Consider the following 14,771-nt stretch of genomic DNA (forward strand, 5'->3'; position numbering starts at 1 on the left):
ACTACGCAGATTTTTTTATTTTATATGTATATAGCCACATCAAAGTAAAAGTTGGAACAAAATCTATTGGTAAAGCTTCTTCAATAAAAGAAATGACACCAGCCACTTTTCCATCTGTACCTTTGTACATTTTCACCATGATATACAATGATAATGGAGCCCAAACAACATCAAAAAACTCGCCCGCTCCAGGAATTAGATACGATCCCATTCCGATTATATCACAAATAATTCCGATTATCAATTTATTCGTTTTATGAAATTTCATTTGAAAGAATCTTAAATGCATTGATACCACTTCTTACTGCTCCCTCTAAATATCCTCCAAAAAAATCAGAGGTTTCAGTACCTGAAAACAATAGTTTTGATTCGAAAAATAATTTCTGAAAAATTGGATTGCCATATTGAGGACTTAAATAATAAGATTTCAATTGCGCTACAGAGGTAAACATATCTTGCGACCAATCTTTTTCTTGGTATCTAATATAATTACGAATCTCTTTCCCAAAATATTTCTCTAAGAAATTAATTATTTTTATTTTCCTCAACTCTGGTGACAATTCTCTCAAACTTTCATTTACAAAGCCTTTTAGTACAAATATATCTGATGCAAAGTTCGTATGATCATATAGTTCAACTAACGGACTTGCTTGCCCAATAATTGTACCTGACAAACCTTTTTCTCTCCAAAATGGAGTTTTGAATTGAATCCCAACCTTTATCGCATTACTCATCCATGTGTGTGTACCTTTCATAACTTCAATCAAACGATCCGGAAGATTAGGTACATATGTAACCTCTGAAGCCAACAATGGCGGAAGCGTACATACTACTTTTTCCCCCTTTAGTTTCAGGTTTTTGGTTTCCAAAAGAACGGAATCACCTTGATCATGCATAGCTACTACTTCTTCATTGAGCACTATTTTTTCCTTGACTTTGTTATACAAACCATCAAGCAACGCTTTCGTCCCTCCTACTATTCGTTTTGACGAAGGCTGAGAGGTATCCATTTCAAAATAATGGGCAGGTGACATCGAACTGTACACCAAAACACTTTTCCCTTTAGAATACTGTTCAAACGTATGTACATTTAACTCTTGAAGTAACTGAAGCAATTCGGTGTGAGAGTTTTGTAACCATGTTGCTCCTAAATCGATATGATTGTTGGTGAAAATTCTTCCTCCAACCCTCGATCTTGACTCTAAAACAATAAAATCTTCTTCACCGTTTTGAAGTAATTTATAAGCTGTTACCAATCCTGACAAACCAGCACCAACTATAATGTATTTGTATTTTTTCACCATTTTATCTAAGATACAAAAAGCCCGTTTATTGGATAAACAGGCTTTTTTATAGTCGTATTTAAACTTAGAAACTAACTTGTTGTGCTCTAATATCTAAATCTCTTTCAATTTCTCTTAATCTACCTAATTCCGTTGCTGTAACCAAAGCCAATGAAATTCCTTTTTTTCCCGCTCTAGCCGTTCTTCCACTTCTATGAGTATAATACTCTAATTGTTCAGGTAGTTGGTAATGAATTACAAATGCCAAATCTTTTACATCTATTCCTCGAGCTGCAACATCTGTAGCAACCAAAATTTGTCGACTTTCATTTTTAAACGCTCTCATCACTTTATCACGATCACGCTGTCCCATATCACCTTCTAACCCACCTACAGAAAATTCATCCTCTTTTAAATATTCTGTCAGATTTTGTACTCCTGCTTTCGTCTTGCAAAAAATAATCCCTCTACCGTTTGGATTTTGCTCTAAAAACGATACAAGGTTGTCATATTTTTCTTTACCATTAACAACGGCATATTGGTGTGTAATATTCTTGTTAACTAAGGTATCTACATCTACACTCACTCTATGCGCATTCGGAGACATATAGGTGTTTATAATTCTCTGAATACCCTCTGGCATCGTTGCAGAAAACAACCATGTATTTCTAGTACCATTGGTATAGTTTAATATACGATTCAAATCTTGCTTGAATCCCATACTTAACATTTCATCAGCTTCATCCAATACAATGGTGTTAATTTTTGTCAAATCTAAAGCTCCACGTTCTATCAAATCTACCAACCTACCTGGAGTAGCAACAATGAAATGTGTTGGTCTTTTCAAACGTTCTATTTGAACATCTATTTTTACACCTCCATACAACTCTTCAGAAAATATCTTTGTAGTTGCATATTTCGTAAATCGAAATAATTGCTTATTTATTTGTTGTACCAACTCTCTTGTAGGTGACAAAATCAATGCTTGAATTTCGTTTTTTGTTGGATCAATATTTTGCAAAATCGGCAAGCCAAATGCTGCTGTTTTTCCTGTACCTGTTTGTGCCAATCCGATAAAATCAGTTTTTTGTTTTAGCAGTAATGGTATCGCTTTTATTTGGATATCGGTAGGAGTAATAATAGTGTTCTCTTTTAATGCCTTCTGAAAATCTTTAGCAACTCCTAAACTTGAAAATGTAGTCAAAATAATATATTTTTAGACTGCAAAGATAGTTTTAATTAAAGGTTTATGATAGAATTCATAAAAAAATAATCTGAGGCTTGACTATATATACAGCTATGAAAATAATTGATTTAAGTTTGCCTATTTATTCAGGAATGCCTGTTTACCCTGGAGATCCAGAATGCTTTATCGAACCTGTTTTTACTCTTGAAAAAGATAATTGGAACATGCATCGACTGCACATAAACACGCATGATGGAACACATGTAAATACACCTAGTCATTGTTTTAAAAATGGAAAAACCATTAGTGACTACCAGGTAGACGAATTCCAGGGTGATTGTATCTTGTTTGAAAAACTATCGGATATTTCACATGAAAAAGGTGTACTATTCCAAGAAAAAATCACACAAACTATATTAGCTAAACTCATTCAGAGACGGCCAAAATATATTGGAACAAGTATAACTATTGACGAAAACATTGAACGTTTGTTGCTTCAAAACGATTTTTTAGTCTATGAGAATCTTTACAACCTAGAACAACTACCCAAAACTTTTTACTTTTCAGGAGTCCCATTACATATTAAAAACGGAGATGGAAGTCCTGTTCGTGCCTATGCTATTATTAACACATAAAAAAAGCCGCAATAATTGCGGCTTTTTATTATTTTAAAAATATGATTATACGTTTGTTTCTAACTTGATATAATCTAACAATTCTCTTCGTACTTCTTTCTTTTTGAATGCACCACCATACTCTGCTGTTACCGTACTACTTTCGATATCTTGAATTCCTCTTGAATTAACGCATAAATGTTTCGCATCAATTACACAAGCAACATCATCTGTACCTAAAGCTTCTTGCAACGCTTGCACAACTTGCATTGTCAAACGCTCTTGCACTTGAGGTCTTTTCGCAAAATGCTCAACGATACGATTCATCTTAGACAAACCAATTACTTTACCTTTTGAAATATAAGCTACATGAGCCCTACCGATAATAGGCAATAAATGGTGCTCACATGTTGAATAAACAACTATATTTTTTTCAACCAACATTTCTCCATACTTATAGGTATTTTCAAAAGTTGACAACTCTGGTTTATTTGCTGGATTTAACCCTGCAAACAACTCATTTACAAAAGCTTTAGCTACTCTCTTTGGAGTTCCTTGTAAGCTATCATCTGTCAAATCCATACCTAAAGTAATTAAGATGTCTTTTACTTTATCTTGAATTATTGAGATTTTTTCTGAATCAGATAGTTCAAATGCATCTTCACGCAATGGTGTTTGCGCAGATGTTGCAATATGATTTTCTCCTATCTCATCAATATTATCGATACTCATTCCGTTTTTACCTTCAAACATTGTTCTTAATTATTTTGCAAATTTACGAATTAATCACCACTTCAAGTAATTCTTGTAAACTACATTCATGTTGTTCTCCGCTTTGCATATTCTTTACTGTATATGTATTTGCTTCTATTTCTTTTGAACCTACCAAAATCACATATGGAATACCTCTTTTATTGGCATAGTTCATTTGTTTTTTCATTTTCGCTGCGTCAGGATACAATTCTGATTTTATTCCTTTTGCACGTAATTCTTTTATTGCTTTGGTCGCATATAAAGCTTCCTCATCACCAAAATTGATAAACACCACTTCAGGTCTAGGTTGTTCGAACTTATCGAACAAATTCAATTCTTCTAAAACCAAATAAATTCGATCCAATCCAAATGAAATACCGACACCACTCATGTTTTTCAAACCAAAAATACCCGTTAGATCGTCGTAACGACCACCTCCTCCGATCGAACCCATTTTTACACCTTCTGGAGCCGCTACTTCAAAAATGGCACCTGTGTAATAATTTAGTCCTCTTGCCAACGTTACATCAACATCTAATTTGGCAGATGACAACCCTAAAGTATCTATTTTCTCTACAATGAAACGCAATTCTTGCACACCTTGCAAACCTTCTTCAGATCCTGCTAGCATTTCTTGCAATTGTTCTAGCTTCTCTGAACTTGAACCATCAAAAGAAAACAAAGGAGCTACTTTTTCAATAGCTGCTTCAGAAATCCCTTTTGAAATCATCTCGTTTGTGACACCTTCTGCTCCAATTTTATCTAGCTTATCTAAGGCAACTGTAAAATCAATTAACTTGTCTTTTGCTCCAATAATTTCAGCGATACCTGCCAAAATCTTTCTATTATTCATTTTGATAGTCGTTCCTGCAAGACCTAACTTACTAAAAACGGTGTCATACAATTGAATAAACTCAACTTCTTGCCATAACGACTTACTCCCAACTACATCTGCATCACATTGATAAAATTCTCTAAAACGACCTTTTTGAGGACGATCGGCTCTCCATACAGGCTGAATTTGAAATCTTTTAAAAGGCAATTCTAAATCGTTTTGGTGCTGCACAACATACCTTGCAAAAGGCACTGTTAAATCGTAACGCAAGGCTTTTTCAGAAATCTGAGTCGTAACTTTAGTGCTTTGCTTTTCTGCTAACAAAGTAGCATCTGCTTTTTTTAAATAATCACCAGAATTTAAAATTTTAAATATCAGACGGTCTCCTTCTTCACCATATTTCCCCATCAGTGTTGATGAATTTTCAAATGAAGGAGTTTCAATTGGTTGAAAACCGAATGTCTGAAATACTTGTTTTATGGTACTAAAAATATAGTCGCGTTTTGCAACTTCAACAGGAGAAAAATCTCTAGTTCCTTTTGGAATACTTGGTTTTTGTGCCATCTTAAAAAAATAAGCTGCAAATATCCGAAAAAATCAGATGTAATACACCAAATAACACATGAAAATTTTGAGAGTTTATCTTTCTAAACTCTATATTATTTCAAAAGAAAAACCCGATAAAACAAAAGACTTATCGGGATCTAAAAAGTTTTGTATTTTTCTATTACATTCCTTTCAACTCAGCGACTAAATCTGTCAAAGCATCTTTAGCATCACCGAACAACATAGATGTTTTAGAATTGTAAAATAATTCGTTTTCAATTCCAGCATATCCAGCTTTCATACTACGTTTATTTACTACAATATGTTTTGCGTTTTCTACATCTAAAATAGGCATTCCATAAATCGGACTCGACGGATCATTATGAGCCGCTGGATTCACCACATCATTGGCACCAACTACCAATACAACATCTGCATTGTTAAATTGTGGATTGATATCATCCATCTCTGCCAACAAACTATACTCAACATTAGATTCTGCCAATAATACATTCATATGACCTGGCATACGACCTGCTACTGGGTGAATGGCATACTTCACATTCACTCCTTTACCTGTCAATAACTCTTCTAATTCGTGAATAACATGCTGCGCCTGTGCTACTGCCAAACCATATCCCGGAACAATAATTACGTTTTGAGCATAATTCATCATAATCGCAGTATCACTGGAAGTTGTTTTCTTAATCGTACCCAATGTTTTATTCACTCCTTCTTCTCCTACAGCTGTTGCTCCGAAAGAGCCAAAAATAACTGAACCTAAAGTTCTATTCATCGCTTTACACATAGCAACTGTAAGAATTATACCTGCAGAACCCACTAAGATACCTCCTACTAGCATTACCATGTTATCGTATAAAATACCTGTAATAGCAGCAGCAATTCCTGTCAAAGAGTTCAATAACGAAATCACAACTGGCATATCTGCTCCACCGATTGGCAATACAAATAAAACACCATATAAAAGACCACTTGCTAATAACCCATACAATAATATTTGATTGTCATTACCGGTTACAACAAAATAAGCTGAGAATGCAACAATCCCAATAATCACTAGGTTGTTGATGATATTATATTGAGGAATTTTAACAACACTCTTCAATGATCCATTTAATTTTCCCCAAGCGACCAAACTTCCAGAAAACGTAATGGCGCCAATTGCAATTGCCGATAATATTGTTGAAACAATCGTTGCTTCTGTTCCTGCTATGTTATCATTTCCAATAAACTCAACAACTCCGATCAAAGCAGCACTAGCTCCTCCAAAACCATTGAACAACGATACCAATTCAGGCATTTTTGTCATCTCAACCTTCATGGCAATCAACCAACCTAAAACAGCTCCAACTGCGATTGCAACTCCGATCAACACATAAATAATTGTTGGCACTTCAATATCATTGATAAAAATTGTTCCAACAATTGCCAATCCCATACCAATTGCTGCAATTAAATTTCCACTTTTTGCAGTTTCTGGATGTCCTAACTTTTTCAAACCGACGATAAACGTAACCGTCGCGATTAAATATATTATACTTAATAAAACACTCATATTTCTATTTTTTTATGATACTTATTACTAAAACCTTAGCTGTATCTTTTATTTTTTCTTCTTAAACATTTCTAACATTCTATCGGTAACGGCAAAACCACCAACTACGTTTAGTACACCAAGTACCACTGCGACAAAGCCTAATGCAAGCGCAACATAATCTTCAGGATCTGAATGTAACATCACCAAAATTGCTCCGACAATCACCACCCCACTCAATGCATTCGCACCAGACATCAAAGGTGTGTGCAAAACTGCAGGTATACTTTTTATCACTTCGATTCCAACAAAAGTTGCTAAAATTAATATGTAAGTAATTTGTAAATTATTGCTAATAAATTCTATCAATTCGTTCATAATGTAAATTTTATTTTTTTCTAATAGTTCCGTCTTGCACGATAAGAGTTTCGTCTGTAATTTCTTCTTCTAAATCCCATTTAAATTGGTTTTCTTCAGTTAAATGGATCAAGAAATTATATATATTTTTCGCGAATAACTCACTGGCATTTGTTGAAACACTTTCCGGGGCAATGGTTGTACCGATTACTTTCACACCATTTTTTACAATAGTCTTGTTCATTTCACTTACTTCACAGTTTCCACCTTGTGCAGCAGCCAAATCAACGATAACCGCACCGTTCTTCATTTGATTCACTTGTTCTTCTGTGATCAAGACCGGTGCTTTTCTACCAGGAATATTTGCTGTAGTAATCACCAAATCTGCTTGAAACAAAGATTTATCTACTGCTACTTTCTGTCTTTTAGCATAATCTTCAGATGCTTCTTTTGCATACCCTCCTTCAGATTCTTCACCTGAATTATCGACTGAAATAAATTTAGCCCCTAAAGACTCCGCTTGTTCTTTTGTTTCGGTACGTATGTCCGTTGCTTCAACAACAGCTCCTAAACGTTTTGCTGTAGCAATGGCTTGCAAACCTGCTACTCCTACTCCATATATTAAAACCTTTGAAGGAGTAATAGTACCAGCAGCCGTCATCATTAATGGAAATATTTTTGTCATTTCATAAGCTCCAAGAATTACTGCTTTGTAACCAGCTAGATTGCTTTGAGAACTTAGTACATCCATATCTTGTGCTCTGGAGATTCTTGGAATTGCATCCAAAGAAAATGCAGTTGCACCTTTTTCTGCAATAGCATTGATTAAATCTGGACTTGATTTGTGATACAATTGACTGATCAAAACTTGACCTTTATCAACCAGTTTTAAATCTTCTTCGTCAAAAGGGTTGATTTTGACCAAAACATCAGCATCTTTAAATACGACACCTCTTTTTTCTACCTTGACATCTACATCACGATAGTCAGAATTTTTATACGAAGAGCTTTTCCCTGCATTTTCTTCAATGATAACATCAAATCCTATGGCTACTAACTGCTTTGCTATATTTGGAGAGATTGCAACGCGTTTTTCACCTTTTTGTGTTTCCTTCAATATGCCTATTTTCATATTTTCTGGTAGTTTAGTTTTAATTAATATTTATGTTTAATTCAATGATTTCCGAAATTGACCTTGCTGATTTTTTAAATTGGGTAATTTCGAGAGTAACATGGATAAAATCCATTTATTTTAAGTTGGCTAAGTTAGCTAAAATGAAAACACAGCAATAAGCGTGATTGATTTTTACGGAAACTTCAAAAACAATCAATTTTAGATATAAAAAACTCAAAAAACCATCAGATAACGGTAGATTCTTAGAAATATTTATAAAAGAATTGAAATATCAAAAAACCAAAATACAATCGATTGGCATAACTACATCGATTTCGAAAACTAGCAAATATTCCGAAATTCTCAAAACTTGAAAATTCTTGAAAAACTAGTTCAACAAAAAAATGTCATTTTTCAATGAAAAAATTAAAATTCTAGTATTAGATTATTCGATAGAAGTATCATTCATCGAATTGAGATTACCTTCTCTAAAGATCAACGTCTCTTGTTGTCTTTTTCAACTTTGTCATACTCGCATTGAGTTCAAAACCTAGCAACAGAATTATTGAATTCAACCAAATGAACAACATCATAATCAAAAGTGTACCAATAGAGCCATACAATTCGTTGTATTTAGCGAATTTTTCAACATAAATTCCAAATCCGTAAAACGTAAAAATATACAGCAAAGTCGTTAAAATAGCTCCCGGAGAGAAAAACGAAGAATGTTTTCCTTCTTTCGTGCCAAAATAATACAACAGTGACACTGTAGTAAAAATCATAAAAAGAAATATGAGGTACCTAATATTCTCTAACCATAAAAAATCACTGCTAATCCAATCTTTTTGAATCATTAAATCCAAACCAAATTTAAATGATATCGTTACAACTACAGTAAGAATTAACAACACAGACATCAACAAGGAGGTTCCTAATGAAACAACATAAGCTCTTACAGCACTTCTAACTTCTGTAACATGATAAGAGTACTCAAAACCACCAAAAATTGCATTCACACCATTTGTCATCAAAAATATCGACACTAAAAAACCGAATGACAGCAAACCTCCATATTTATTGGTAGCAATATCATTAAAAATAGGCACAACAGCTTCATAGGTTTTTGGAGGTACGGCTTCAGAGATCATCTCCATGAAACTCTCTTGAAAACCATCTACCGGGATATAAGGTATCAGTGTCAGCATAAAAAGCATGAAAGGAAAAATTGCCATAAAGAAACTATATGAAATTCCTCCAGCTCTAGAGGTCAATCCACCTCTAATGATTCCCAAGACATACATATGCAACAAATCGTACAAAGACATTCCTTCAAGTCCCGGAACTTTAATTCTCTTTCCTATATCGAAAATTTTTTCTAGCATATTTTTTTTAGAATCTTGACCTACATTGCTTTTAAACTTAAATCCATATTGTACACAGAATGTGTCAAAGCACCAGATGAAATAAAATCCACACCACATTCTGCATAAGAACGTAATGTCTCTTCATTGATACCTCCTGAAGACTCCGTTTGGCATTTTCCATTAATCATCATTACAGCTTTTCTTGTGTCTTCAAAAGTAAAGTTATCAATTAATATTCTGTGAATACCATCGGAGTTCAAAATTTCACGTATTTCCGTCAAATCACGCGCTTCTATAATAATCTTCAAATCTTTGCCCGTTTCTTTTAAGTAGGCATGTGTTTTATCAATTGCTTTGGTAATTCCACCTGCAAAATCAATATGATTGTCTTTCAACATAATCATATCATACAAGGCAAAACGATGGTTCACTCCACCTCCTATTTTTACTGCCCATTTTTCAAGAGCTCTAATACCAGGTGTAGTTTTACGTGTATCTAAAATTTTTGTGTTTGTACCCGACAACAAATCAGTATATTTTTTGGTTTTTGTTGCGATCGCACTCATTCTTTGCATCACATTTAACACCAAACGTTCGGCTTTTAAAATGGCATGTGACGTTCCTTCCACTGTTAAAACAACATCTCCATACTTAACAACAGTGCCATCTTCAATCAATACGTTTACTTTGATCGAAGGTTCAACATATTTAAAAACTCTTTCTGCGAATGCCACACCTGCAATAACACCTTCATCTTTTACCAATAACTGTGCTTTACCAGTAACTGAAGCAGGAATACAAGCTAAAGAACTATGATCTCCATCTCCAACATCTTCACGAATTGCGTTTTCAATTATTAATTCTAATTCTTTTTCAAATTGAGCTTCAGTAATCATAGGTATTAATTTAAGAGTAACAAAAGTACATTTTCTGTTTGAAGTCTGAAAAAGAATTACATGTCAAAATTCAAACTTTTATTCGAGTTATTTTAACTTCAAAATTTTGATTGATTTTCTATCTTTGTGGCATGAAAATAAAACTTTTGGCCATCGGTAAAACAGATGATAAAAATCTGAATACTTTGATTACTACCTACCAAAACCGTCTCAAACATTATGTAAAGTTTGATTTGGAAATTATTCCTGATATAAAAAATGTCAAAAATTTATCTGAAAGCCAACAGAAAGAAAAAGAAGGTGAACTCATATTAAAAAAATTACAGCCTACCGATCAGTTGATTTTATTAGATGAAAAAGGAAAAGATTTTCGTTCATTAGAGTTTGCGAATTATTTGCAAAAAAAAATGAATTCTGGCATCAAACAGTTGGTTTTTGTTATTGGAGGTCCTTACGGTTTCTCTGAAGCAATTTATAAAAAATCTATGGGAAAAGTTTCTTTTTCGAAAATGACTTTTTCACATCAAATGATTCGATTGTTTGTTGTAGAGCAAGTTTATAGAGCTTTTACAATTTTAAAAAACGAGCCCTATCATCATGAATAAATAAACCTATTGTTTTTTATTCTTCTCTTCTATCCACCTGGACATAAATTCTGTACTTCGCATGCTATGAAACAAAAGCATTGAACCGATAAAATTTGAATTTCTATGCCTTTTTATGTCTTCTTGAATTACAGAAATATTTTTAAGCAACTCTTTTGAAAATTTCTCTTTAGAATAGCATTGTTCAATAATCTTGAAACCTTTTTGTTGAGCTTTATTCCAGTTCTCTTCGTCAGTATATAAATTTTCAGCAGCAGAGACGATAGTAACGATTTCGTTTTCTACAACTCCACACCAAGGTAAATTCTCATGCATCGCTTCTGCTCCAATTTCTGTGGTAACGCTCGGCAAACCATTTTGCATGGCATCTACAAATTTTCCCTTTAAACCTGCCCCAAATCGCAAGGGAGCTAATAAAACTCGTGCAGATTTTAAAACTTCTGAAGCGTCTTCTGCCCAGCCCTTAATGAAAAAATTTTCTGAAGGTTTGTGCAACTGCATCGCCTTTTCAGGTGGATAAGATCCGTATATATGCATTTCCGCCTGAGGCAGCTTTTTTCTCAAAACGGGCCATATTTCTTGCTTTATGAACAAGACACTATCCCAATTGGGCTCATGTCTAAAGCTACCAATTGTCACAAAATGAGCTCTCTCTTCAAATTCAGGCAAGTCACTTTTTTGATGCTCATCTATAGCTTCCAGTAAAAATGGAACATAGCATATTATAGATTTCGGCACATGAAAAAAACCGTGTAACAAATCCATTTCGTAGCTAGAAATCATCAAAGACAAATCACTTCGAAAAATACTAGCAACTTCTCTTTTTGCGATATCTGAATTTAAATCTTCTAGAGAAAATTTTCGCTGTTCTTTGGTTGCTAATTGTCTTGCTTTTCTAAGGCAATGCAAATCTTCTGTATCTAGAATCCTAATTGAATTAGGACTGTTTTTTTCAACACGCCAACCAAATTGTTCTTCAGTCATAAATCGATCGAAAAGGACCACTTCTGGATCTAAATTATTTACATAATCATCAAAGCTAATATCGTTTAGTTCAATTTCCTTTATTGATACACCTAACTCTTCTAGTGGATATCTGTATGTGCTTTCTGCAGTTGCCGTTGCAAATATAACAGCATAGCTCTCTTCAATGAATAGCTGAATCAACTGCATCATTCGGCTTCCAGCAGCCGAAGAATTTGGCTCTGGCCACACACTGCCAATTATGAGTACCTGTTTATGATTCATACGTTGGCTAACAATAACTTTTCTACTAGTTCTTTGGTGATTTGTTGATCTCCGGCATTGGTTCGAATTGCATCAAAAGGATAACGATAATCACAGCCATCTTTGTAACCAGAACAACCATACGAAGAACTTCCTTTGATAATTTCTCCTTTTTTACATTTAGGACAAATCAACGCGCCTGATTTCGTGTGAGTTTTTTGTTGTTCTTGCTGGAGTGTCAATTCAAATGCATCATCAAAAGCAACCGAACCATTTATTTTTTTCCCTTCAATTTTAAAACCTTTTAAAACAACAGTAGCTCCTTTCGTCAATAATCTTTTTAATTGATTTTCAGAAATTTTCTTACCTGCGAATTCAAAAGGCAGTCGAAATTTACAGCCCGATTTGTATGCTGAACATCCATATGCACTTGTTCCTTTTAACAGACTACCTTGTTTACATTTAGGACATTCTTTACCGATTAAACCAGCATTGGTACTTTTCTTTTTGGTGGCAACTACTTCCACCGGATCAGTCGAGAACCTTCGTACGTTTTTTTCCATTCGAACTTCAACAACCAAGTCATCTACCATTTTTTTCATCTCATTGATAAACTGGCCTGCACTATAAGCACCTTCTTCAATTTCTTTCAATTTCTTCTCCCACTGACCTGTAAGCTCGGCAGATTTTAGCAATTCATTTTGTATGGTATCAATCAGCTGAATTCCCATTTGCGTGGGTAATATTTGCTTTTTATTTCGTTCAATATATTTTCTTCTAAAAAGAGTTTCAATAATATTTGCGCGTGTCGAAGGTCTACCAATTCCATTCGCTTTCATCAAGTCCCTCAATTCATCATTTTCAACTTGTTTTCCCGCAGTTTCCATAGCTCTCAACAAAGTTGCTTCAGTATAATTCTTTGGAGGTTTTGTCGTTTTTTCAAGAAACGAAGGACTGTGTTTTCCAGATTCACCTTTTTCAAAAGTAGGCATCAATACTTCATCTTTATTAGAAACTTTAGATTTCTCCGTTTTAAAGACATCGCGCCATCCTTCAGACAAAATTTCTTTTCCGGTTGCTTTAAAATTAATTTTTGCGGCTTCACCAATCACTGCCGTATTTGAAACTTCACATTCTGGATAAAAAACAGCAATAAATCTTTTTACAATAATGTCATATACATTTTGATCGTATTCACCCAATTGCGATTCAAACCCTGTCGGAATAATTGCATGGTGGTCAGTGACTTTTTTCGAATCGAAAACTTTTTTCGATTTTTTTAGAGGACTACCTTTCAAAGGAGCTGTTAAGGCAGCATATTGCGTTAGTTTACCCAAAATACCCGGTACTTTAGGAAAAATATCATCAGGTAAAAATGTTGTATCAACTCTTGGATATGTAACCAGTTTTTGCTCGTATAATTTTTGAACAATTTTTAAAGTCTGTTCTGCCGTATAACCAAATTTCGTATTGCAATAAACCTGCAATCCTGTTAAGTCGAAGAGCTTGGGAGCGTATTCTTTTCCTTTCTTTTTGGTTACAGAACTAATTGTAAAATCCGCATCTTTTACTTTATTCAAAGTTGCTTCACCATCTTCTTTCTTTAGAAACCTACCTTGTTCGTTGTTGAAAATAGTTCCTCTATACTCTGTTTGCAATTCCCAATATGGCTGTGGTTTAAAATACGTTATTTCTTTATAGCGGTTTACCAACATTGCCAAAGTCGGAGTCTGTACGCGACCAACAGACAACACTTGCTTTTGTGCACCATATCGTAAAGTATACAAGCGAGTTGCATTCATCCCTAACAACCAATCACCAATCGCCCGAGAACTACCTGCATAATACAACAAATCGTAATCTTCACCATTCTTTAAATTTTCAAAACCTTCTTTTATAGCTTCTGGAGTCAATGATGAAATCCATAATCTCTGCACTTCTCCGGTGTAATTCGCCTGTTTTATTACCCAACGCTGAATCAACTCCCCTTCTTGCCCTGCATCACCACAATTTATAACAACCGTAGCTTTGTCGAACAAGCTTTTTATGGTATTGAATTGTTTTTGTACTCCCTCATTTCCAACTAGTTTTATGTCGAATTTTTCTGGGAGCATCGGTAAAGTATTCAAGTCCCAACGTTTCCAATGCGGCTTATAATCATCCGGTGTAAACAAAGTACACAAGTGACCAAATGTCCAAGTTATCTGATAACCATTCCCTTCGAAATACCCGTCATGCTTTTGATTTGCGCCTAAAATAGCAGCAATTTCTCTTGCAACACTTGGTTTCTCAGCAATACACACCTTCATAAATAATTGGATTTATTTCTATTGGGAAAGTCACAAACTTACACAACTATTTTGAAATAGAAAACTATTCATTTTTTCAAAAAATAAGAGCAGTAATAACGTAGTTTCTTTTAAAGTTTTTGATATT

At 34.2% G+C, this 14,771-nt stretch carries 14 protein-coding genes; 2 read left to right on the forward strand and 12 right to left on the reverse strand.

All coding sequences use genetic code 11. The annotated features are described in order from the left end of the window. Position 1 precedes the first annotated feature (1 nt). The 3 genes from F6P99_RS10290 to F6P99_RS10300 all read right to left on the reverse strand — a co-directional run bounded on the left by F6P99_RS10290 (position 2) and on the right by F6P99_RS10300 (position 2,487). Positions 2–268, reverse strand: coding sequence for a hypothetical protein (locus tag F6P99_RS10290; RefSeq protein WP_193316054.1), 267 nt, complete (start codon positions 266–268; stop codon positions 2–4). After that, a complete protein-coding gene (locus F6P99_RS10295; RefSeq protein ID WP_152287394.1) occupies positions 255–1,304 on the reverse strand; it encodes a flavin monoamine oxidase family protein in 1,050 nt (349 codons plus the stop codon). The genes F6P99_RS10290 and F6P99_RS10295 overlap by 14 nt, the downstream gene beginning before the upstream one ends. 64 nt (positions 1,305–1,368) lie before the next feature. Next, a complete protein-coding gene (locus F6P99_RS10300) occupies positions 1,369–2,487 on the reverse strand; it encodes a DEAD/DEAH box helicase (RefSeq protein WP_152287395.1) in 1,119 nt (372 codons plus the stop codon). Positions 2,488–2,582: 95 nt separating this feature from the next. On the opposite strand from F6P99_RS10300, the gene F6P99_RS10305 reads away from it, so the two are divergent. Further along, positions 2,583–3,104 (forward strand): cyclase family protein, encoded by a 522-nt coding sequence (locus F6P99_RS10305; RefSeq protein WP_152287396.1) that lies wholly within the window; start codon positions 2,583–2,585, stop codon positions 3,102–3,104. Between the two features lie 45 nt (positions 3,105–3,149). Here F6P99_RS10305 and folE read toward each other — a convergent pair whose 3' ends face one another. The 7 genes from folE to nadC all read right to left on the reverse strand — a co-directional run bounded on the left by folE (position 3,150) and on the right by nadC (position 10,503). Next, positions 3,150–3,836, reverse strand: a complete 687-nt coding sequence (gene folE, locus F6P99_RS10310) for a GTP cyclohydrolase I FolE (RefSeq protein ID WP_152287397.1) — start codon at positions 3,834–3,836, stop codon at positions 3,150–3,152. Between the two features lie 22 nt (positions 3,837–3,858). Continuing rightward, on the reverse strand, positions 3,859–5,235 hold the full coding sequence (gene hisS, locus F6P99_RS10315) for a histidine--tRNA ligase (RefSeq protein WP_152287398.1): 1,377 nt from the start codon (positions 5,233–5,235) through the stop codon (positions 3,859–3,861). Between the two features lie 163 nt (positions 5,236–5,398). Further along, positions 5,399–6,793 (reverse strand): NAD(P)(+) transhydrogenase (Re/Si-specific) subunit beta, encoded by a 1,395-nt coding sequence (locus F6P99_RS10320; RefSeq protein ID WP_152287399.1) that lies wholly within the window; start codon positions 6,791–6,793, stop codon positions 5,399–5,401. Positions 6,794–6,841: 48 nt separating this feature from the next. Continuing rightward, positions 6,842–7,150 (reverse strand): NAD(P) transhydrogenase subunit alpha, encoded by a 309-nt coding sequence (locus F6P99_RS10325; protein ID WP_152287400.1) that lies wholly within the window; start codon positions 7,148–7,150, stop codon positions 6,842–6,844. Positions 7,151–7,160: 10 nt separating this feature from the next. Continuing rightward, entirely contained in the window at positions 7,161–8,261 is a 1,101-nt protein-coding gene (locus F6P99_RS10330; RefSeq protein ID WP_152287401.1) for a Re/Si-specific NAD(P)(+) transhydrogenase subunit alpha, read from the reverse strand. A gap of 470 nt (positions 8,262–8,731) precedes the next feature. Further along, complete coding sequence (locus tag F6P99_RS10335) at positions 8,732–9,625, reverse strand: YihY/virulence factor BrkB family protein (protein ID WP_152287402.1); 894 nt, start codon at positions 9,623–9,625, stop codon at positions 8,732–8,734. Positions 9,626–9,645: 20 nt separating this feature from the next. Further along, complete coding sequence (nadC, locus tag F6P99_RS10340; RefSeq protein ID WP_152287403.1) at positions 9,646–10,503, reverse strand: carboxylating nicotinate-nucleotide diphosphorylase; 858 nt, start codon at positions 10,501–10,503, stop codon at positions 9,646–9,648. 131 nt (positions 10,504–10,634) lie between these two features. Between nadC and rlmH the strand changes: the two genes are divergently transcribed. Beyond that, positions 10,635–11,108: a 23S rRNA (pseudouridine(1915)-N(3))-methyltransferase RlmH gene (gene rlmH, locus F6P99_RS10345; protein ID WP_152287404.1), complete on the forward strand. Its 474-nt coding sequence runs from the start codon at positions 10,635–10,637 to the stop codon at positions 11,106–11,108. A gap of 6 nt (positions 11,109–11,114) precedes the next feature. On the opposite strand, the gene F6P99_RS10350 is transcribed toward rlmH, so the two are convergent. Together F6P99_RS10350 and F6P99_RS10355 are read right to left on the reverse strand one after the other, a co-directional pair. Then, entirely contained in the window at positions 11,115–12,356 is a 1,242-nt protein-coding gene (locus F6P99_RS10350; protein WP_152287405.1) for a glycosyltransferase family 4 protein, read from the reverse strand. Beyond that, positions 12,353–14,644 carry a DNA topoisomerase 3 gene (locus F6P99_RS10355; RefSeq protein ID WP_152287406.1) on the reverse strand — a complete coding sequence of 764 codons (2,292 nt, stop codon included), beginning with the start codon at positions 14,642–14,644 and terminating at the stop codon, positions 12,353–12,355. Before F6P99_RS10355 ends, F6P99_RS10350 begins: the two co-directional genes overlap by 4 nt. Positions 14,645–14,771 lie beyond the last annotated feature (127 nt).

Source organism: Flavicella marina (assembly GCF_009193215.1).
In the GTDB taxonomy this organism is placed as follows: Bacteria; Bacteroidota; Bacteroidia; order Flavobacteriales; family Flavobacteriaceae; genus Flavicella; species Flavicella marina.

Excerpts from the sequence above, each read along its gene's own strand:
- F6P99_RS10305 (WP_152287396.1), top strand. The coding sequence starts at position 2,583 with ATGAAAATAATTGATTTAAGTTTGCCTATTTATTCAGGAATGCCTGTT.
- hisS (WP_152287398.1), bottom strand. The coding sequence starts at position 5,235 with ATGGCACAAAAACCAAGTATTCCAAAAGGAACTAGAGATTTTTCTCCT.
- F6P99_RS10355 (WP_152287406.1), bottom strand. The coding sequence starts at position 14,644 with ATGAAGGTGTGTATTGCTGAGAAACCAAGTGTTGCAAGAGAAATTGCT.
- F6P99_RS10335 (WP_152287402.1), bottom strand. The coding sequence starts at position 9,625 with ATGCTAGAAAAAATTTTCGATATAGGAAAGAGAATTAAAGTTCCGGGA.
- F6P99_RS10320 (WP_152287399.1), bottom strand. The coding sequence starts at position 6,793 with ATGAGTGTTTTATTAAGTATAATATATTTAATCGCGACGGTTACGTTT.
- F6P99_RS10325 (WP_152287400.1), bottom strand. The coding sequence starts at position 7,150 with ATGAACGAATTGATAGAATTTATTAGCAATAATTTACAAATTACTTAC.
- folE (WP_152287397.1), bottom strand. The coding sequence starts at position 3,836 with ATGTTTGAAGGTAAAAACGGAATGAGTATCGATAATATTGATGAGATA.
- rlmH (WP_152287404.1), top strand. The coding sequence starts at position 10,635 with ATGAAAATAAAACTTTTGGCCATCGGTAAAACAGATGATAAAAATCTG.
- F6P99_RS10330 (WP_152287401.1), bottom strand. The coding sequence starts at position 8,261 with ATGAAAATAGGCATATTGAAGGAAACACAAAAAGGTGAAAAACGCGTT.
- nadC (WP_152287403.1), bottom strand. The coding sequence starts at position 10,503 with ATGATTACTGAAGCTCAATTTGAAAAAGAATTAGAATTAATAATTGAA.
- F6P99_RS10295 (WP_152287394.1), bottom strand. The coding sequence starts at position 1,304 with ATGGTGAAAAAATACAAATACATTATAGTTGGTGCTGGTTTGTCAGGA.
- F6P99_RS10350 (WP_152287405.1), bottom strand. The coding sequence starts at position 12,356 with ATGAATCATAAACAGGTACTCATAATTGGCAGTGTGTGGCCAGAGCCA.
- F6P99_RS10290 (WP_193316054.1), bottom strand. The coding sequence starts at position 268 with ATGAAATTTCATAAAACGAATAAATTGATAATCGGAATTATTTGTGAT.